Consider the following 21,686-nt stretch of genomic DNA (forward strand, 5'->3'; position numbering starts at 1 on the left):
ACAAATATGCCAACGGGGAGATATTAAGATGAGAAAAAAAATGGTAAATATAATCGTGAGTATGACTCTAGTTATTATGGCAATCATGATTTCACAACCTTCTTCAACTATATTTGCAGATGTAACAAACTACACGGCTTCATCAGGCTTCAGTACAGTTCAAGGTACGAATCAGTGGTTCTATCAAGGGTATAACACATCCACTAGCAGCTACTCCAACATGGCATGGCATGCTGACGCAGCTTTTCCGCTTGGCGGCTACTGGAGAGATGCGACACAATTGGATTGCTCCGTCACCTATGACCAGCAGCATGACGATGCCAATTGTGATCCCAATCGTAAATGGGTAGCTCCTTCGGCGGGCAGTGCGCATATTACGGGCAATGTGAAGAAATCTGATCTTACAGGCGGCGATGGCGTTGTCGCTACCATTAAGAAAAACGGGGTAACCATCTGGGGACCTCAGTCAATTGCTTATAATAACGGCACAGGCTATAACTACGATATAACAACGAATGTCGCGGCATCTGACGCTATTTATTTTGTACTGAATAAGAATGGCAATATCACAAGCGATTTGACTCGCTGGGACCCGACTATTGCACTGACTACGGTACCTGCCAGCAATGTCGTGACCAATGGCTCGTTCGAAGCAGGCTCAGGTGGGGCAGCAACAGGCTGGTCCAATGGGACCAATCATGCAAGAGCAAGTGACAAAGCTTATGACGGAACGTATTCTTTAAAGTCTACAGCTACAAGCACATCCGTTTCAAGCAGAACGGTAACGGTAGCTCCAAGCACAACGTACAAGCTTTCAGCTTGGATTTATAAGAATAATAACAACGGTGTGGCTTATGTCGATATGAATGATATTGCTGGCGAAGCCCAGGTTGGAGTTTCAGTTGGAGCAGGCGGTGGCCAGTGGGTATATAGTGAAGGTACGTGGAATAGCGGTGCAGCTACAAGCTTAACTATTCGCTGTGTAACAGACAGCAGCCCGACGGATTCGATTTGGTTTGATGATGTTGAGCTTACGCCTGTTGTGGCAGGTCCAAGCTGGACATTGAATACAGCGGATACCAATCTGACTTTAAGCGAGACCAATAGCGGGCCAATGATTACGACACTCAAGAACCCTACTCAAAACTTCAATTGGACGGCTGCCTCTACAACCGTTCCGTTAATGAGCAGAGTTGATATTGGCGCTACCACATATACTCTGAATTGGGTTTATGCCAGTGCAGCAGTGGATACGACTACAGGGACAAAGGTAACGTTAACCTATAACAGTACAACACCTGCACTTCAGCTTAAATCCATCTGGTGGGCGAAGCCGGGAGTAGGTCCAGTTACACATACGATGACCATTCAGAATAATACCGGCAGTGTTATCACGGTTTTCCCTCAGGAATCCATGGATGTCAGTGTTAAGGGAAGCGTCAATCCAGTGCTGTGGCGCTTCAACAAGGATGCGGCTGCACCAAATCCGACTGGTGTACATTTAGATACACTAACCGCAGGCTCGAATATTACGGCTAATACGGATTCCAAGGCGAACAGCGCTGGAGACAATGATAATATTCCGTTGGTTTATTTAGATAATGGTGGAACGCATGGAATGTATGTAGCTTGGGAATGGCCGCATGGAAGAATTAATGTAACAGCAAGCGGAACATCTCCGGTAACAACAAGGATTAAAGCAGGAGTTAACACGGATTTTAAAACCGATATTCCAATTGGCGATGTCTTCAATGTACCAACAGCCTATATCGGAACTTACAAAGGGTCAACGGATGATGGGGCAAACAGCTTCAAGAAATGGCAGTTCAATTACAATATCCCAGCAGAAATGCGTACCAACACGGCAGAGCCCTTCGTTCAGGTCAATGCACCAAACGGTGCGCCAAACGCGGCTTACTATCCTTATGGAGCACAATATGAAGCGCCGTTAACAACTTATTTAAATTCTTCACCAACCCCTACAAGCTACGGAATTCAATCGATAACACAAGATTATGGCTGGTGGGTTGCCAATCATGAAGGAGACTGGCGTGCCGATCCAACCAACTGGGCTAGCGGCAGTTTAGCTGGCTCTGGCTCGCTTATGCATACCAAAGGCTTGAAATTCACCTTGTATTTTTTATTGCATGATGCTCTAGACAATGACCCCAATGCGTTGACTTCAATTGGACCCAATGCACATCCGTCGTGGTTTTCAAACCGCAATATTAATGGGTATGGCAATTCAGTTGATTTAGGCGATACCGCAGCTGTTTCCTGGCTCCAAACCAAATTGCTGTCGGTAATGAATACGTATAATGTAGACACATTCCGCAATGATTTTGAGCCTATTGCGTATACCAGCGCTCAGATCAATCGGCATAAGTACGGCACAGATACCATGTATTGGAATGCTAGGGGCTTCTACGATTTGTTGGATTACATGTATGTCAATAAATCGGGATTCCGTTATGAAAACTGCAACGCAGGCGGCAATTTGAAGGATTTTGCTACCTTAAAGCGTTCAAGTGTGGTATATCAGACAGATATTTATGATGCATTGTCCAATCGCCAAGTGTTCTATGATTCTTCTTATGCTATACCATCTATACAGCTGCAGGAGCCAGGAGATATTAACTCAACCTGGGGAACTGGAACGGATAAAGACTATGCCTTCCGCAGCTTTCTGCTTGGTGTTCCGCACAATTCCGAATCCACCGCGGGTGCGTCAGGCGGATTTACGCCCAATACTCTGACGTTTATGAATAAATATTACAATCTGTACAACAACAGTATTAAACCCCTAGTGCGTGATGCTAATCTTTATCATATCCTGCCTCGTCCTGATGGAACTAATTGGGATGGTATACAATACTTTGACCCCAATACAACTAATGCGATAAAGGGTGCTGTATTTCTGTTCATGCCAACCAATGCTGGAGGCAATACCAAAAACATTATCTTCAAGGGACTTAATCCAGCTACAACTTATACTTTGGAGTTTTATGACAGAACCACCCAAAACACTACTGCTACTGGCGCAGCTTTGATGAGCACTGGGCTTAATGTTACATTTACTGGCACAGCGAAGGCTTCGGACATTATTTGGATCAAATAACAAAGTTGAAACGTTAAGTTTATGGGTAGAAGATCGGAGTTCCTGCATATAAGGAGCTTCGATTTTTTTGTGGAAAAAGAGCTAAAGTGGCGGTTTAATAAGTGTTCGATGATACAATACAAATTAATTGACTACAAATATTTTATATTGTATACTAAAAATGTTCTTGTGAAAGAGCTTACATTCTAAAGGTTTACAATCTTTTTTTCTTAGTAAAAGGCAAGAGAAAATACCTAAAAAATATTATTGACGACAATAATTTAATATTGTATACTAATTTTAAATTGGGTCGTCGTGAATTTAAAACGGTTATAATGAAAGCTTTTTGAATAATTTTTTTAAGATATCTAACTTGAAAAGGCTTACAAATCAAAAGAATCAAATTGAATAATTTAGATTGTAAATTATTCACCCCAAGTAGTTAATTCCAATAACATTCATGTTATTGTTATTATAAAAAAATATCAGGAGGGTTTTAAAAGATGAAAAAAAGCAGTCTTATCATTTCTTTAATGTTGGTTTTCGCATTGATTTTCGTATCTGCATGCAGCAAAAGCACGCCGACTGACACAGCCGAACCAACAGCGGCAGCGACTGCTGCAGCATCAGTAGCTCCCGCAGCAACAGATGCACCAGCAGCAACAGATGCTCCGGCTGCAACAGAAGCACCAGCAAAAGATGTTACAATTACTTATGGTACTATTATCGGTGATCCAACAAAAGACATGATGGGCATTGTTGCAGCAGAATTCATGAAGCAGCATCCGAACGTTCATATTGAAACTCAAGTATTTGATGCTGCAACTCTTACCGAGAAGCTGGGCATTATGGCTAAATCCAATACGCTTCCAGATATGTTCTGGTGGAATGCTAAGCAAATCGTGGATTCATTCACACAAACTCAATCCATTGCAGACCTTTCATCGTATTATGATGACGCATTCAAAGCATCGTTATCACCTGCAGCATTAGTGAATCTTCAAACTGCAGATGGTAAAATTGTTGGCTTCCCAGCGGAAATGCAAGTTCAAGCTTGGCTGCATAACAAAGCCTTGTTCGATAAGTACAGCGTAAAGATTCCAACAACTTTTGATGAGCTTAAAGCTGCAGTAACGGTTTTTAAGAAAAATGGAGTTGTAACAATTGCTGAAGGAACTAAAGATGGCTGGCCAACTTGGGGCTTTGAGGATTGGTTAACTAAATGGGGAATTCATGAGCATAAAAAAGCCCTTTTCGAAGATGGTACTATGAAATTCTCAGAATCACCTGTTATAGGAGCTTATAATGCCATTGGAGAAATTGCTGCTCTAGGAGCTTTCCCTGAACACAACAGCACAATGAGCTTTGAACAATCCGTTGCCTTATTCACATCAGGCAAAGCTGCAATGATCTCCATTCCTTCTGACCAGCTTGGTAAAGTTGTAGGAACGCCAGTAGAAAAAGACACTGAATATACTTGGGGTATCACATTCCCTGATTCAAAATCGGATCAGAAGAGAGTACCAGGTGGTGTTACGAATGGTTATGCAGTCTCTGCTAATGCAGCAAAAGACAAAGATAAAATCGATGCAATTGTAGCACTTAATAAATTTCGCTTTACAGAAGATGGCTTCAAGCTTTCCCTTAAAGCAGGAGCTAACCTGCCTAGCACAGTAAATGCTGATCTTACAGCATTCGGTAAGATTGTTGCGGATCAGGCTAAATTAATTGCAGATAAAGATGCACATATTGATTTAACTTCTGATTATTCCTTCTACTTGACTTGGGATGCTAACTGGGAATCTTACGGAAGTAAGTTCGGTGTTCCTAAAGGTGCTTTAATTAATGCTTTAATCGATGGAAGCAAGAAAACAAAGGATGTTCCTGCTGAAATGAAGAAGCTTGATAAAATTGTAGAAACAGTTACGAAGGATTGGAAAGCGCATAAAAAGTAAGAGCTGAAACTACATGGTAGTAGCGCCCTGTCTGGCACAATATCTATATATTGTCGCTGGTGCAGGGCATACTATTTGCGGAACGGGGGGATCAACTTGTATTTATTCAGTAAGAAATGGATAAAAGGGGTATTTATTCTCCCTGTGTTTATTATATTTTTTTTCTATACGCTCTATCCACTTGTAGATACGTTTATAACCAGCTTTAAAAGCAAAACTTTTTATGAAGACAATGGATTTATTGGTTTAACTAACTGGAGCAATGTGCTCCATGATGAAATCTTTCGCAAATTGCTGCAGAATACGGTCATCGTCGTAGTCGGAGAGCTGCTGCTTATGCTGCCGCTAGGGATGTTATTGGGCTTTCTGCTTAATGCTCGCTTTAAAGGCAACACATTTGTTAAGTTAGCTACTTTTATTCCTTATCTGCTTTCGGGTGTAATGATTGCCATCATTTGGATGTTTCTGCTTGATCCAGGAATTGGGGTTATCAATGCAGGTTTGAATAAAATCGGATTGCATAGCTGGGCTCTAGATTGGATCGGTGGTGTGCATCTGACCCCTTACTCTGTTGTCGTTGTAGATACATGGAAGTCGATTGGATTTTACGGTTTGCTATTTTTTACGGGGATGAAAATGCTGCCAAAGGATGCGTTTGAAGCAGCGATTATTGATGGAGCTACCCGATTCCAGAAAACGATTTATATCACGATTCCTCTATTGAAGGAAACAATCAAGATTTGTGCGGTTATGGTAATAATCGGCGCGTTTAACTCGTTTCAAACGGTACTCATTTTAACCAATGGCGGACCCAATAACCAATCTGAGCTGCTGACCTCTTATTTATACAAGATTAATTTCGGTCAGTTTGATTTTGGCAAAGGTGCCGTGTTATCGACTATTCTTTTTATATTCGTTATGCTTTTTTCAGTCTTAATATTAGCATTTTCAAGAAAACGTGTGGGGGACTAGGTGAATATTATGAAAAAAAATCATATACCCCTTATTATAATCGGCATTATTGTATCCTTGATCATGATCCTGCCTTTTCTCTGGGGCGTTGTTTTCTCATTTAAAAATAATAATGAGATCTTTAATAGTCCATTGGGTTGGCCAGAAAAGTTTGACTTCTCCTTATACCTGGATACGTTTAAAAAGGCACATATCGCCACTCTTTTCATGAACAGTCTGATACTGGCAATCGTAACCTCTGTCATTGAGATTGGACTATTGTTTTTTAGTTCATTTGCCATAGCTCGTTTATATCATAAATCCCATAGGGTAACGGATTTGATCTACTACTTATTCTTATCGGCAAGTGCAATACCTGTACTCACTTTGTTGATGCCCTATTATTTCCTAGCCCTATCATTAGGCAAGGTAACAGGAGGTATCCTTGGCGTAGACAGTATATGGGGACTTATGCTTCCTTATATAGCGGGAGGAATTCCGTTTATGACGCTGATGCTGGTAGGCGGTATGCGAGGTATTCCACTAGAAATGGAAGAGGCAGGTATTATAGATGGCAGCGGCTTAATGCGTTTGATCTTTAGTGTTGAAATTCCTCTCCTTTCTCCAGTGCTTGTCACAATGTTTATTTTTAGTTTTCTGGGGGTATGGAATGAGTTTCCAATTGCTTCTATTCAGCTTCATGATAAAGCTCATTATACACTTCCCTTGGCGATGGCCTTCTTTAAGGACGAATTCTCGTCCGATTACGGAGCTATGCTGCGTGGTGTTGTCATTATCTTGCTGCCTCAGGTTGTATTCTTCTTGATTATGCAGAGACGGATTATGGATGGAATGGTAACTTCCGGACTAAAAGGATAGATTCATAAAAATAGTTATCATAGATTTCGCGGAAGGGATTGAGCAACTTGGAATTCAACAATAAAGTAGTGCTTGTTACAGGCTCGGGAAATGGGATTGGACGTTCCATTGCTATGGCTTTTGCCCGCGATGGGGCGTCTGTAATTGTGGCGGATATTGATGGGGCGGCTGCGACTCAAACCAAACAGGATATTGAGCAATTAGGTGGCATTGCTGTATCGTTTCAAGCAGACGTTTCTAAAAAGATAGAGGTAGAGCAGCTATTTTCATATATTATCGAGAAATTTGGCACTTTAGATATTTTGGTTAATAATGTTGGAACCAACGTTCGTAAACCTATTGTTCATTTTACAGAGGAAGAATGGGATTTCGTATTTGATACGAATATTAAATCGATGTTTCTCTGTGCGAAAGAAGCAGGTAAAATCATGTTAAAACGACAATCAGGAGTTGTAGTGAATATCTCCTCTATTCATGGTCTAGGCGGTATATCACGAAGATTGCCCTATGCAACCTCGAAAGCAGCCGTTGATAGCTTCACAAAAACAATAGCCTGCGAGTGGGCGCTTGATGGTGTGCGTGTCAATACAATTGCACCAGGCTACATTCTGACTGAGGGATTGCGAATGGCATTTGATCAGGGCATTCTAAATGAAGAGGATATGATTCGCAGAACACCTCAAGCTCAATTAGGTACACCTGATAACATTGCAGATGCCGTGCTTTTCTTATCATCAAGTAAGGCATCCTTTATTACCGGAGCCGTGCTTTATGTGGATGGCGGATATGCAGCTTATCATGGTCCAGAAGTGGTTCCTTCCTTTCATCATAATATGGAATAAGCTTTTAATAATATTAATTTTACTTTGAAGATGCCCATTAAAAAGGGTGTCTTTCTATTTCTATACACTTTTTTATAATAGGAGCGGTAAACCTATGAGCGAAATGATAAGAATATTGAACGGTCCATGGATGCTTCTAACAGATCCTGATAATCGAGGACTTGAGGAGCGCTGGTGTGAAGGTGACAGGGACGGCAAGGCACTTGCTGCACCGGTGCCTGGTCTTATTCACGAGGTTTACCCAGGTTATCATGGCATAGTGTGGTATTGGCATTGCTTTCACTCAGATATGATTGTTGAAAATGGTGAACGATTATTTGTTAAATTTGGAGCAGCCGACTACATGGTACAGGTTTGGTTGAATGGTCAATTACTAGGCGGGCATGAAGGCGGAGAAACGCCATTCCAACTGGATGTAACCAACTCCATTCGCTTAAATGAAGCTAATTTAATGGCTGTAAGACTGTTAAATCCAACTACAGAATCGATAGATGGAATTAGCCTCAAGCAAACCCCGCATAGACATAAAAGCAATGAACTTCTACCTGGTTTAGTACATAATTATGCTGGCATTTATTATCCTGTTGAGCTAATAAAAACATCAGTTGCTTGGATTTCGGATGTATTTGCCAATCCGTTAACAGCTGCAGATCAAATAAAGCTGGCAATATCCGTGAATAATTATTATTCATCTGAGCTGAAGGGTCGTTTAACGGTCTATGTCCGCTCAGCAGATTCAGCTATTCCAGTCGTAAGCCAAGCAATAGATCTGGCCATTAAACCGCTGGAGCATTTGCACGAGCTGGTTATTCCCATCAGCCAGCCACGTTTATGGAGTCTGGATGACCCACATCTATATAACATTGAAGTTTATCTAAAAACAACCATAAAAGATAATATTGTAAAAAGCAGCTTTCATACTCGTTGCGGATTTAGAGATTTTTGCGTTAAGAATGGTTACTTTCGTCTGAATAACAAAAGGATATTTCTTCGTGCTGCACATACGGGGAATCATTATCCGATTAGCTGGGTTGTGCCTCAGGATCAGGGGCTTCTGCGGAAGGATCTAGTTTATGCGAAAGCTTGCGGGTTCAATATGATTCGCTTTATATCTGGTGCGGCTCATCCTGTGCAGCTTGATTTCTGTGACGAAATGGGGCTGCTGGTTTATGAGGAAACCAATGCAAGCTGGCATTATGCAGATTCCTACAAAGGGGATATAAGCGAGCATCTTGATGATTCGCCGGAGCTTCAACGACGTTATCGTCACTCTTATAATGAAATGATCAAACGTGACCGCAATCACCCTAGTGTTGTCATTTGGGGGCTATTGAATGAGACTTACGATGGCCCTGTTTTTTATTATGCAAAAAATTATTTGAAGGAATTGCGCAAGCTGGACGATTCACGGCTGGTACTGCTTAACAGTGGCAGGTTCGACGGCCAGCTATCTATAGGCTCGGTAAGCAATCCGCGAAGTTATGATTGGGAGTATGAGTGGGGTGGAGAAGCCCCAGGCATGCCTAGGGCAGCTAAGGAATGGGGACAGGAAGTACCGGCATATGTTGAGCATGCAGGCGATATTCATGCTTATCCTGTACAACCGCAATCAAGTGAAGATGACCAATTTATTCGTACAGTTGGCAAAAATACCAAGCCTGTTTTTTTATCTGAGTATGGGGTGGCTAGTCAAGCTGATGCGATTGGTTCAGTCCGCATGTATGAACAGCTGGGTGTGAGGAATGATCTTGCCGAGGTAGTCTTGTTCCGAGCCATTGCCGAGAGCTATCTCAAGGATATGGATAAATATCAGATGAATGATATCTATGCGTTCCCGGAGGATATGATCGTCGACAGCCAGCGATTTCAAGCTCGATTGCGTTTAAAGGGACTTGATCAAATCCGATCGAACCCGAAAATCTGTGGATATAACTTAACCGGCCTGCTGGATCATGCCATATCAGGTGAAGGTTTGTGGGATTATTGGCGTGTTTGGAAGCCGGATACTCTTGATGCAATAAGCAACGGGTTTGCACCGCTGCGCTGGTGTCTTTTTAGCAGTCAAATGCATGGGTACTCAAGTAGCAAGCTAAGAGTTGAAGCGGTTTTAGCTAATGAGGATATCCTGAAGGCAGGCGGGTACCCTGTCGATTTCAAAATCCGCGGACCTCAAGGTACTGTATGGGAGAAGAAGACTTGGCTTCATATTCCTGAACCTGATTATGGCGAGGAATGCTCTCTTGCTTCATACGTTTTGGATGAGGAAATTATGTTAGAGGGCTGCGCAACTGGGGAATATGAAATGTCAGCCGTAATGCAACAAGGGGGAAAACCGGCAGGTGGCCGTTTAAAATTCTATATTACAAATCCTGAGACTCTCGTATCAAAAGGTGATTCTGTTACGCTTTGGGGAATAGATACTGCTATCACGAATTGGCTCCGTTCAACAGGGCTTCAATGTCGCGATTTTGAGTTGCCTGCATTGGAATGCAGAGAGGTTATTCTAATTGGGAAACCGAATGTAAGCTTCGATCAATGGGAAAAGCTGCTGGGTAGAATAGCACGAGGTGGAACAGCGATATTCTTAGAACCTTCTGTATTCCAACGAGAAGAGGACACGCTTGGATGGCTGCCGCTTGAGCGCAAAGGGAAATTAAATAACTTCTACGATAGCGTTTACCATAAGGATTGTGTAGCCAAAAATCATGAAATATTCGCTGGTCTGCAGGCTCAAGGTGTAATGGACTGGGATTACTATGGACGCATCATCCCACATCATATGTTCGAGGTCGAGGAAGCACCGTCTGATACGGCAGCAGCTGCATTTGCCTTGGGTTATTTATGTACGGGCGGTTACGCATCAGGCTTGCTTTTTGGCGGGTACTCATTTGGAGAAGGACAGTTTTTTATTAATACTTTTCATATATTGGAGCAAGTAAATAGCCATCCAGCAGCGGATCGGCTGTTGCTTAATATTATCCAGTATGCGAGTAGGGATCTCAAGAAAACTATATCGGAAGATTCAGAAGAAACATCGATGCTAATCCATAGAGTCTTGCACAACGGGAAAGCAACATCAGCAAATTCGGGGGATTCCAAGGACGAGCTGCTCCTAGAGAGTTTTACTGCAAAAAAGCATTTATAAGGAGAGCCAACATATGGCAAACAAAATGCTGCAATTTGAGCAAAACAGCAAGCTTTACGTGGGAGTTGAGATTGGCGGCACGATCTAGGGGATAAGCTGCTAAATCCCATTCGGCGTTGTGTGGAGGAACGGTTCTTCATTGCTGCAAAAGATCGCTATCAAATTGTTAAGTGTGCCTTCGGAGACCAAGCTGTTCTCGTCGGAGCCATCTTATATGCTGGGAATTTGGAAACAATAAAATAAAACTATGAGGTGTTGAAATGAGTAGTAACAATGGATTGGGCAAGTATATTGATCATACCGTTTTGTATGCTTATACTCCTAGAAGTACAATCGAACAATTTTGTAAGGAAGCTGTTGAATATGGGTTTGCTGCAGTTTGCTTTAATCCTACCCACGTTAAATTTGCCGCAGATTTATTAAAAGGTACTCCTGTCAAAGTATGTACGGTAATCGGATTTCCGCTAGGTGCAAGCACCTCCAACGTCAAAGCTTTTGAAACTAAGGATGCTATTGCGAACGGCGCTCAGGAAGTGGATATGGTAATCAATATAGGAGCGGTTAAAGATGGGGATTTTGAATTGGTAGAGCAAGATATCAGAGCTGTAGTCGATGCTGCTGCAGGTCAAGCGCTTGTCAAAGTAATCATTGAGACCTGCCTCCTAAGCGATGAAGAGAAGGTAAGGGTGTGTGAGCTAGGAAAAAGGGTTGGAGTGGATTTTGTGAAAACCTCATCTGGGTTTAGTACTGGTGGCACAACAAGTGAAGATGTGGCTTTAATGAAAGAAACAGTTGGACCTGCAATAGGGGTTAAGGCATCTACGGGTGTCAGGACGGAGGAGCTTGTGCTGCAAATGGTGAAAGCAGGCGCTTCGCGAATTGGAACGGGATCAGGTATCCAAATAGTTAACGGTATTAAAAAATGAACAACAAGAAAAGAAGCATTTATTTATATTCAGGTACACATTGGGATCGTGAATGGTACCTTCCTTTCCAAGGGTTCCGGTACATGCTGGTTGATGTCATGAATAATTTGATCGAAGATCTAGAAGCTGATCCAGCTTATCAGAGCTTCCATTTGGACGGTCAGACGATTGTATTGGAGGATTTCATAGAAGTCGAACCGGATAAAAGACAGCGACTGCAAAAATTAATAACGGATGAGCGTGTGCTGATTGGGCCTTGGTATGTCATGCCTGATGAATTTCTCTTGTCCGGTGAGAGCTTGATTCGGAATTTAATGATGGGACATGAAATCTCCAAGCAGTGGGGAGTCACTGCGCTTAAATATGGCTATATTTGTGATATTTTTGGACATATTGCCCAAATGCCGCAAATCTTCAATCAATTTTCGATCGAATATGCCCTGCTGGGCAGAGGGACCAATGAGCATTCGTTTAAAGCTCATTTTCGTTGGCAATCGCCGGATGGCAGCGAATGCATCACTTATAAGCTCGAGGATCAGAGTGGTTATGGAGCGTTTTCTAATCATATTGTAAACCCAGTATCCAAGTTATTGGGGAGCAAAGCGGAAGTTGCGAAACAGAAACGCCAGCTTGTATCAGACTATTTGGATAAGGAAGCTGAACGCTCCGATATTCCTGTAATCTTGCTCATAGATGCAGGTGATCATGCACCATTAAGGAAGGAAACCTCCGAATGGCTCCAATGGCTTCGTAAAGCATTTCCTGATGATGATGTAAAGCATGTGAATATTATGGAAATGGGCAAGGAATTATTGCCTTATCGGAACCAAATGCCAGTCAAGCAAGGTGAAATTAACGAAACGGCAAAGGCTAAAGCAGAATTCGTTCATCTGATTACGCATACGCTCTCCAGCCGTTATCCGCTCAAAAAGTGGAACGACCAATGCCAAAGCTTACTGGAAAAGTGGATCGAGCCCATGCTCGCGTGGGGGCAATTTACAGGGTTTACAGCGCAGAAGGCGTATGTGGATTTGGCTTATAAATACTTAATTCAGAATCACCCCCATGATTCTATTTGCGGATGTTCCATCGATCAGGTCCATAAGGATATGGAATATCGTTTTGCTCAAACCGAACAAATTGGCAGGGAGATTGCTGATTATTATATGCACCATGAAAGGCAGCAATATGCGGCGGTTTCTACTGTTTCTTCGGTAACAGAAAACAGGGTGCTTGCTATCTATAATCCGCTGCCATTTGCACGGAGTGAAGTCATTACACTTGATGTCGATTTTCCATTGGCTTATTCCAGTCGTTATCAAGAGCCTTTTGGTTATGAGACCATTAACAGCTTTAAGATATTTGACCGTGATGGAGCTGAGCATGTCTACAGTGTATCCTCGATTGTCAGAAATCTAAAAGTACGTCGGCACCATTCCCAGGTGGATACAGTTGATCGTTACCGTTTAAGTCTGAAAGTGGATATGCCCGCTATGGGTAAAACGGAGTATAGCATCAAGCCGTTTGCTGAAGCTTCGCGCTATCTTAGTCGAATATCACAATGCGAGAATGAAGCGGAAAATGAGCTGATTCAATTAACAATCAATCGGGATGGATCCATTAAAATATATGACAAGCTCCAGGGCAAGCTTTATGACGGGTTGATCAGCTATTTGGACGATGGAGAAATTGGAGATGGCTGGTTCCATGTCAATCCGATTGAGGATCAGCTGATAACCAGCATTGGTGCCGCCTGCAGGATCGAGCGCGTGGAAAACGGACCGCTTCGAGCCGTGTTTCGTGTAACACACTCCTTGAAGGTTCCAGCAGGAATAGAACGTGATAATTATGGCATGCGACGCTCCGAGCAAGAAGAAACCTTAACCATTATTTCAGTTATAGGTCTCTCCATAGGCGCGGCTTTTATTGATGTGGAAACAACGATTGCCAATCGTGCCAAAGACCATCGTGTCCGGATGAAATTGCCAACTGGTGTTGACTCAACAATCTATTTTGTCAATCAGCCTTTTTGCTTTGTTGAGAGGAAAACGGGGATAGATGAAAGCACCGAGCATTGGAAAGAGTGTGAGGTACCCGAGAAACAGATGGGCGGTATTGTCGGCAAACGAAGAGGCGATGGAAGCGGTATTGCCTTCGTTTCTGCCTATGGCTTGCATGAATGCGCAGCGCTGAATGATGATCGAGGCACAATAAACATTACCTTGTTCCGCGGCTTTCAAACAACCATTATGACCAATGGGGAGCTTGGCGGGCAAATTCTCGGAGATTTGCAGTTTAAATATGCCATTTCCATTCTCCAGCCGGATACTTCATATGCTGATTTAATTAGGCTGCAGGACCGTCTGCAAGCGGGCATGATGTCGTTTTCCATGCCTGTTTCAACAGACTATCAGCTGGAGGAATCAACCAGCATTCTGCAGCTTGGTATGTCTAATATTTGCCTGAGTATCTTAAAACGCCCAGAGAACGGGGAGCCGAATACAATGGTTGTACGATTATATAATATGTCCGCATACACCGCTGTAACTCCATTAACCTGTATAAGGCCAATCGTCGATGCTTTCGAGGTAAACTTTAACGAAGAGAAGGGGCATCCAATCGCCTTTGAGGAGAATAGTCTGCAAATTGAATTGGGGCCTTGGAAAATTCAAACCTATAGTATTAAGCTGATGAAGTAGGAGTATTTCAGCGGACAGCCAGATGAGCCTTCCCTAGGGAAGGCTCATCTTCATCTATTTGGAGGTTCGATCCACCGATTAAGAGGTGTATTCTCATACTCCAAACTGATTTACTTAATCTATAAATAATTCAAGATTGCTATCCAGAACAATTTGAGGCTTTAAGAGAAAAATATCCTCAAAGCGTTTGGCTTCGCCTATATACTCATACATTTTTTTAAATGCAAGCCTTCCTTGTTGAAAGGGCTGCTGGAAAATGGTTGCTTGGATAACACCTTGTCGAAGATAGTCATTCAACTCAGGAAACAGATCGGATGCAACAATCTTTATCTGATCGGTAAGACCAGCATCTACAATTTTTTTGCAAACACTGGTTGAATTTGAGGTTCCAATATAGATGCCGCCAACATCCGGGAATTCTCTAAGAAGCTTTTCTGTTGCTCGATATGCGATATCCAAATCATCATAGTTATCGTAAATGGCAATAACATCCATATTACTCGCTTTGATTTGTTCCATGAATCCATCAATACTTTCCTTATGAATTTCGGAATCTCGTGTTCCAGTAAAAATAGCTACAGGCTTATCCTTAGCAAGCATCCATAAAAGCTTCCCAGCGATTTTACCAGACATTCTACTGTTGCTTCTTACGGAGAAAATACGTTTACTATTCGGTATATCTGAGATGACAGTAGCCACAAAGACATTTTTATCATATAGTTCTTGGATCACCTCAGAATAACCTCGCAGATCATTGGTTGGTGCTAGAATAATGCCATCATACCCCAAATCGGCCATTTCTCTCATTTTCCTAAAGACATCTGTTTTTGAATCCGAATGATCCATGATTTGAAAATCTCCCCGAACATTAAAGTCAGCTAATTCCTCGTAAGCTCTTTTTGCTCCGTTCATGACTTCAATATTAAAATCAAGCACATGTCTATTTATGATAAAACCAATTCTGATCGTCTTTCTAGCAAGACTGGTTGCTGCTTTGTTCGGTTTAAAGCCCATTTGTTCTGCCGTTTCAATAATAAGCTTTTTGGTTTCCTCGCTAACTCGTGGTTTGCCGCTTAAAGCTCTATTGATTGTCGCGGTAGAGACACCTAGCTTTTTGGAAATATCGTAAATTGTTATTTTTTTCATAAGCCACCCTTTTGCGTAATCGAATTCATTATATGCAAAATAATAATTAATCTAATTTTACAATGTAAACCTAATTTTATAAAGCATTATTTGAATATTGATGACAATATAATATTATTGTATACCTAATAAAGAGGAAATGGGTTTAAGAGTTTTATCTAAATGCGTAACCGAATACATTTTTTATTGGATTTTACGTTTTATTTAAATATTTCTAATGGATAGTAATTAATAACATAAATTTATACATAAATTAAAATAAATGAAAGCGGTTTTATTGGCTTAGATTTATATTGACGACAATATTTTGGTATTGTATACTTCAATTGAGTAATCGGTTACGCAAGTGGCAAGGTTATTAAGAAAATGAGTAAATACCCTTTTGTAGTTGTTTTGAAAACGTATACAATGAATAACACTAATGCTGCATAGTACTGTAAACTAGGATCCAGTTTACATTATTATAGCCTTCTCACATTGGGGAGGATTTATTAGACCAATAATTATAGGAGGGTTTACCTAATGAAAAAGCGTTTAAGTTTTGTGTTGAGTTGTTTTTTAATTATTTCTCTGGTTGTACTAAGCGCGTGTACTAAAAGCTCAAACGATGCTGTATCACCTTCCGCAGATGCTTCAACAAATGCTCCAGCAGAAACCGCCGCAGCAACAGCTGCTCCGGGTGCAACTAATGAAGGCCTGCCAATTGTAACTGAGCCGATTACTTTGAAAGGGTTTGCAGCAAAGCATGCGGTACAATCCGATTGGAATGAAATGATTATTATGAAGGATTTTGCAAAAAGGTCAAATATTAATATCGAATGGGAAAACATTGGAGATGACGTTTTTAAAGAGAAATTAAATTTAAAGTTTGCTTCTAATGATCTGCCTGACCTGGTTGCCCGGGCTTCATTGACGGATGCAGACGTCAGTAAATTTGCTCAGGATGGATCGATCATTGATTTGACACCATTAATTGAAAGCTCTGCACCAAACTTTAAGAAGATACTGGATGCAGATCCGACCATTAGGAAAGCGATTACAGCAGCAGACGGCAAGATTTATTCGCTTCCTTTAATCTACCAGCCTGAAATCGGTAAAGCGCACGTGTTGTGGATTAATAAAAAAATTCTCGATCAACTAGGTCTTCCGGTACCTACAACTACAGATGAGTATTACAACGCTTTAGCCGCGTACAAAGAGAAAAATCCTAGCGGGAAAGACGGAGCGGTTCCGTTATCCGATTTCAGCAGCGATATGGGAAGATATCTTCTGGCATTTAGCGGTCTATTCGGAGTTGGGAATAAAGGCGGCGTATTCTTCAATGATGGCGTTGATCTTGGCCCCGATGGAAACATGCGCTTCTTCAAAACAGATCCGCTTTACAAAGATGAGCTTCAATTCTTCAATAAGCTTTGGACTAACAAGCTTATCGACCCTGAGTCATTCACTCACACAGCTGCAGATTGGATTGCGAAAATTGGCAGTAATGAAGTATTCTCTTATATGCAATCTGACGTAGCCTTTTCCAAGGAAGCTGCTCCTGATTTTGTAACAGTGCCTGGTATAAAAGGTCCACATGGTGATCAAGCATGGCACTCGTATAACCCGGGGATCCGTAAAGGAAACTCCGTCATTACCAAGGCCAACAAATTCCCGGAAGCTACGATGCGTTGGTTTGATTACTGGTTCTCTGAACAAGGGTTAATCGAACAACAATTTGGGATTAAAGATGAGACCTACAAAATCAATGCAGACGGCACATATGAATCTTTACTGGGACCTGAAGAAGGTGGTAAGATTTCTCCGAATTATGGCGGCGGGATTCCAATGAATGTTACGATTGATGAATTTATGATACATCCGCTTAAACAGCCTGAAGGTGTAACGAACTTACAACAATCCCTTGATGGAATTGAATCCTTTAAAGCTTATTTCCCTAAAAATGACGTTAATCCGTTTGCATTTACAACAGAAGAAACGAATCAGATGAACGCTTTTAGAACAGATGTTTTAGGCTCAGGAAGTAATCCAGGCCAAACGGCTTACATCAAGGAAATGGAAACCAAGTTTATTACAGGCAAAGAATCATTTGACAATTGGGATGCTTATGTTAAAAAGGTGGCAGATCTTGGTTTGGCTGATTTTATGAAAATTCAGAACGATGCACTTAAAAGATATAACGCACAATAATTTTAATTAATGATTATAAGACCGCCAAGGAACTCTCTCGGGAGTTCCTTGACGGAATTGAATGGACAACGATTCGATAGGGTGTGGCAAAGGAATGACCAGACTAAAGAAGATAAAAGCAAATTGGGAGCTTTACTTGTTAATTGCCCCAGTCGTCGCTTATTTTATTATTTTTCATTATTGGCCGATCTATGGCGTCCAGATTGCATTCAAGGATTTTTCAGCTACAAAGGGCATTGCTGGCAGCCCATGGGTTGAGTTCAAGCATTTCACACGATTTTTTGAATCCATCTTTTTTGATCGGGTTATCCGCAATACAATAGGCATCAGTCTCTATTCGTTGGCAGTCACATTTCCGCTCCCGATTATTCTGGCACTAATGATGAATGAAGTGAAAAACAAGCTATTTAAAAAAGCTGTGCAGAATATTTCTTATGCTCCTTATTTTATTTCACAGGTTGTATTGGTCGGAATTGTTATCTTGTTCTTATCTCCAGAAGCGGGAGTAATCAATAGAGTTATTGAGTTTTTTGGCGGTGAAGCCAAATTATTCATGGCCGATACGGCATGGTTCAAATCGATTTTTGTTTTTTCAGGCCTGTGGCAAGGACTTGGCTGGGGGACTGTTATTTACATGGCTGTTCTGGCTGGAGTTGACCCGCATCTTATTGAGGCTTCAATAGTTGATGGAGCCAACAAATGGCAGCGAATTCGGCACATTTCTATCCCAACTCTTATTCCTACCGCTATCGTATTATTGATATTAGCTGCGGGAAACGTGATGAATGTGGGATTTGAGAAAGTATTTCTGCTGCAAAATCCGCAAAATTTGGATTCATCGGATGTTATCGCGACTTACATTTACCGAACTGGCTTATTGAATTCACAGTATAGCTTTGCTGCTGCAATTGGTTTATTCAACTCGGTTATTAACTGTACGATTTTGGTTGTTGTCAACGCAGTGGCTCGACGGTACAGCTCAAATAGCCTTTGGTAAAGGAAGGAAATTTATGCAAACAAGAACATTCAAATTGGATAGTGACAAGCTTTTCGACATTATCAATATTGGGCTGCTTATCGTAATAACGCTCATCTTCCTGTATCCGCTGCTGTTTGTAGTCAGTGCTTCGATCAGCGATCCGCTTAAGGTGACGAACGGTGAGGTATGGCTTTGGCCAAAAGGCTTTAGTCTGGAGGCTTATAAAACCGTATTTGCCAATAAAGACATTCTGATAGGGTATAAAAATACGATTATTTATACGGTAGTTGGAACAGCTGTGAATTTATGCATGACTATTGCGGCAGCTTATCCACTTTCGAGAAAAGATTTTTACGGGAGAACGCCGTTAACGATTTTATTTACATTCACGATGTTTTTTAGCGGTGGTTTGATTCCGACTTATATCGTGATCGGCAAGCTCGGTTTGCTAAATCACTTTTGGGTGATGATTTTACCAAATGCAGTTTCCATGTTTAATGTCTATTTAATGCGAACCTACTTCCAATCTTCCATACCTGAAGAGCTGCATGAAGCAGCAACTATCGACGGTGCAAGAAAGCTTACAACGCTTTTCCGGATCGTATTGCCGCTTTCCGCACCTATTATTGCTGTGATGATATTGTTTTATGCTGTTGAATATTGGAACTCTTATTTCAATGCTTTGATTTATTTATCAGATCGTGCCAAATTCACACTGCAATTATTCCTAAGAGAAATTCTTGTACAAAACCAGACAGCCAGCATGATTCAACCGGGACAGAATTTTGCATTGAAGCAAGCTCTATTAGCACAGAGTATCAAGTATGCGCTCATTATCATTGCTAATCTACCGGTTTTGATGTTATATCCGTTCGCACAACGCTATTTTGTACAAGGTGTGATGATTGGAGCGATTAAAGGATGATTTTGGAGAGTGAAATAAATAACTGTAAAGAATGGATACATAAAAACCTGCAATCAGGTATAAATGTTCCATTTTCTTTTGTGCTGGACGGAAAGCATTCTGATTTCTGGTTTGCTAAAGCGGAACGAAAGTTAACATCAACTCCACTCAGTGGGAAACGGGTGCAACACATTGTAGAATATAAGCTTTTGGCCGAGATTTCGATCGTATGTTCAGCAATTGAATATTTGGATTACCCCTTTGTTGAATGGACCGTATATATCCAGAATTATGGGAAGCAAGACAGTCCGGTTATTCGCAATGTTATGGCAATGGATTTAAATTTGGCAGAAGAGCCAGAATGTAGAATCATTCTCCAGCATCAGCGCGGCAGTCAGCATGCGATTAACGATTTTGAAATTTATCGGGAGAAATTAGTGCCTGGGGAAAACAAAGTCATAGCTACCTCTGGTGGTCGCCCTTCTAATAAAAGTCTCCCTTACTTTCATATTGAATTAGACGGCAGAGGGATTAACTTTGCCATCGGCTGGCCGGGCCAATGGTCCTCGCAATTTGAACGGAATGCTGAAGGTCTGCAAATCCGTGCTGGACAAGAGAGGACCAATTTCAAGCTGCATCCTGGAGAAAAAGTTCGCACACCGCTAATTGCAATGCAATTCTGGCAAGGTGAGCCTGATCGCGCACAGAATGTATTTCGCAGATGGATGAAGCAGTACAATGTGCCCCACCCTCAAGGAAAGGAAATAAAGCCGTTTCTGGCGGCCTGCAGCTCGCATCAATTCAGTGAGATGGAAAAGGCTAATGAGGAAAACCAGAAGCTGTTTATTGACCGGTATCTTGAAGAGGGTATTTTACTAGATAATTGGTGGATGGATGCGGGATGGTATATCCAGAATGGAACGTGGGTCAACACGGGTACCTGGGAGGTAGACAAGGAACGATTTCCCAACAGTCTGCGTGCTATAACGGAGCATGGACATTCCAAGGGAGTGGATAGCATCGTTTGGTTTGAGCCGGAGCGAGTTACTGCAGAAAGCCACTTGGCTCGGGAGCATCCGGAGTGGTTGCTAACACCGCCAACGGAAACAGGCAATGATAATATTCGCCAGGATTGGCGGCTGTTTGATCTAGGGAATGTTGAAGCCCGCAGCTGGTGGACAGACTGGGTGGTTCAATTTATTCAAGACGAAGGGATCGATATTTACCGTCAGGACTTCAATGTCGATCCGCTGCGCTACTGGCAGAAGAACGATTCGGAAGATCGACAAGGAATCACGGAGAATCGTTATGTCCAAGGCTTGTTAGTGTTCTTTGATGAATTACGAGAAAGAACGGGCGGCATCCTGATTGATACTTGCGCATCAGGCGGTCGGCGTCTAGATCTGGAATCAATGCGCAGAGCTGTTTCACTTACTCGCAGTGATTATCATTTCGAACCGATTGGCCAGCAATGTCAGACCTATGCTTTATCTTATTGGTTAACTTTCCATGGGTCGGGAATTAAGCATAGTGATGCTTATAGATTCCGAAGTGGAGTGGCTCCGCATAACATTCTGTGCTACGACATGCATGAAATGGAGCTTGATTACAATGCGATTCGACAAAACGTGGAGGAACGACAGGAAATTGCGAGGTTTTATGATAAGGATTTCTATCCATTAACCCCATATTCTCTGAAAGAATCATTATGGATGGCTTGGCAATTTGATTCTCCTGATACAGATGACGGCATTGTTATGGCTTTTCGTCGTTCAGATTGCGAAGATGAAACGCTGCATGTGACTTTAAAAGGATTGGATCCAAATGCTCATTATTATCTGTTTATTTCAAAAGACTCACCTGAAACCAGACATAGCGGTAAAGATTTACTTAAAACGGGTTTAATTCTTGAGTCGCAGATGCTACCTGATTCTATCCTTGTCCGTTATCGCAGAGAATAAGCTAAAGATAAA

The 21,686-nt window shown here is 41.8% G+C and carries 13 protein-coding genes; 12 read left to right on the top strand and 1 reads right to left on the bottom strand.

Annotation, left to right across the window (positions count from 1 at the left end):
* The first annotated feature begins 28 nt into the window (after window positions 1-28).
* From EHS13_RS04815 to EHS13_RS04850, 8 genes are all read left to right on the top strand, one after another.
* Complete coding sequence (locus EHS13_RS04815; RefSeq protein ID WP_155699274.1) at window positions 29-3,118, top strand: alpha-galactosidase; 3,090 nt, start codon at window positions 29-31, stop codon at window positions 3,116-3,118.
* A gap of 482 nt (window positions 3,119-3,600) precedes the next feature.
* Window positions 3,601-5,052, top strand: a complete 1,452-nt coding sequence (locus EHS13_RS04820; protein WP_155699275.1) for an ABC transporter substrate-binding protein — start codon at window positions 3,601-3,603, stop codon at window positions 5,050-5,052.
* 96 nt (window positions 5,053-5,148) lie between these two features.
* Complete coding sequence (locus tag EHS13_RS04825) at window positions 5,149-6,024, top strand: carbohydrate ABC transporter permease (protein ID WP_155699276.1); 876 nt, start codon at window positions 5,149-5,151, stop codon at window positions 6,022-6,024.
* 9 nt (window positions 6,025-6,033) lie between these two features.
* On the top strand, window positions 6,034-6,882 hold the full coding sequence (locus EHS13_RS04830; RefSeq protein ID WP_155699277.1) for a carbohydrate ABC transporter permease: 849 nt from the start codon (window positions 6,034-6,036) through the stop codon (window positions 6,880-6,882).
* Between the two features lie 47 nt (window positions 6,883-6,929).
* Window positions 6,930-7,724: an SDR family NAD(P)-dependent oxidoreductase gene (locus EHS13_RS04835; protein ID WP_162462959.1), complete on the top strand. Its 795-nt coding sequence runs from the start codon at window positions 6,930-6,932 to the stop codon at window positions 7,722-7,724.
* A gap of 94 nt (window positions 7,725-7,818) precedes the next feature.
* A complete protein-coding gene (locus EHS13_RS04840; RefSeq protein ID WP_155699279.1) occupies window positions 7,819-10,869 on the top strand; it encodes a glycoside hydrolase family 2 protein in 3,051 nt (1,016 codons plus the stop codon).
* A 260-nt stretch (window positions 10,870-11,129) separates the two neighbouring features.
* Window positions 11,130-11,795: a deoxyribose-phosphate aldolase gene (deoC, locus tag EHS13_RS04845; protein ID WP_155699280.1), complete on the top strand. Its 666-nt coding sequence runs from the start codon at window positions 11,130-11,132 to the stop codon at window positions 11,793-11,795.
* The gene (locus tag EHS13_RS04850; protein ID WP_155699281.1) at window positions 11,792-14,494 is read left to right on the top strand and encodes a glycoside hydrolase family 38 N-terminal domain-containing protein; all 2,703 of its coding nucleotides are present in this window, start codon (window positions 11,792-11,794) and stop codon (window positions 14,492-14,494) included. The genes deoC and EHS13_RS04850 overlap by 4 nt, the downstream gene beginning before the upstream one ends.
* Before the next feature lie 114 nt (window positions 14,495-14,608).
* On the opposite strand, the gene EHS13_RS04855 is transcribed toward EHS13_RS04850, so the two are convergent.
* A complete protein-coding gene (locus tag EHS13_RS04855) occupies window positions 14,609-15,640 on the bottom strand; it encodes a LacI family DNA-binding transcriptional regulator (RefSeq protein ID WP_155699282.1) in 1,032 nt (343 codons plus the stop codon).
* Window positions 15,641-16,162: 522 nt separating this feature from the next.
* Here EHS13_RS04855 and EHS13_RS04860 point away from each other — a divergent pair.
* The 4 genes from EHS13_RS04860 to EHS13_RS04875 all read left to right on the top strand — a co-directional run bounded on the left by EHS13_RS04860 (window position 16,163) and on the right by EHS13_RS04875 (window position 21,674).
* Complete coding sequence (locus EHS13_RS04860; protein WP_155699283.1) at window positions 16,163-17,830, top strand: extracellular solute-binding protein; 1,668 nt, start codon at window positions 16,163-16,165, stop codon at window positions 17,828-17,830.
* 94 nt (window positions 17,831-17,924) lie between these two features.
* A complete protein-coding gene (locus tag EHS13_RS04865) occupies window positions 17,925-18,827 on the top strand; it encodes an ABC transporter permease (protein WP_155699284.1) in 903 nt (300 codons plus the stop codon).
* A 13-nt stretch (window positions 18,828-18,840) separates the two neighbouring features.
* Window positions 18,841-19,734: a carbohydrate ABC transporter permease gene (locus EHS13_RS04870; RefSeq protein ID WP_155699285.1), complete on the top strand. Its 894-nt coding sequence runs from the start codon at window positions 18,841-18,843 to the stop codon at window positions 19,732-19,734.
* Window positions 19,731-21,674 carry an alpha-galactosidase gene (locus tag EHS13_RS04875; RefSeq protein ID WP_155699286.1) on the top strand — a complete coding sequence of 648 codons (1,944 nt, stop codon included), beginning with the start codon at window positions 19,731-19,733 and terminating at the stop codon, window positions 21,672-21,674. The genes EHS13_RS04870 and EHS13_RS04875 overlap by 4 nt, the downstream gene beginning before the upstream one ends.
* Window positions 21,675-21,686: the final 12 nt, after the last annotated feature.

It is taken from the genome of Paenibacillus psychroresistens, from assembly GCF_009728935.1.
GTDB lineage: Bacteria > Bacillota > Bacilli > Paenibacillales > NBRC-103111 > Paenibacillus_AC > Paenibacillus_AC psychroresistens.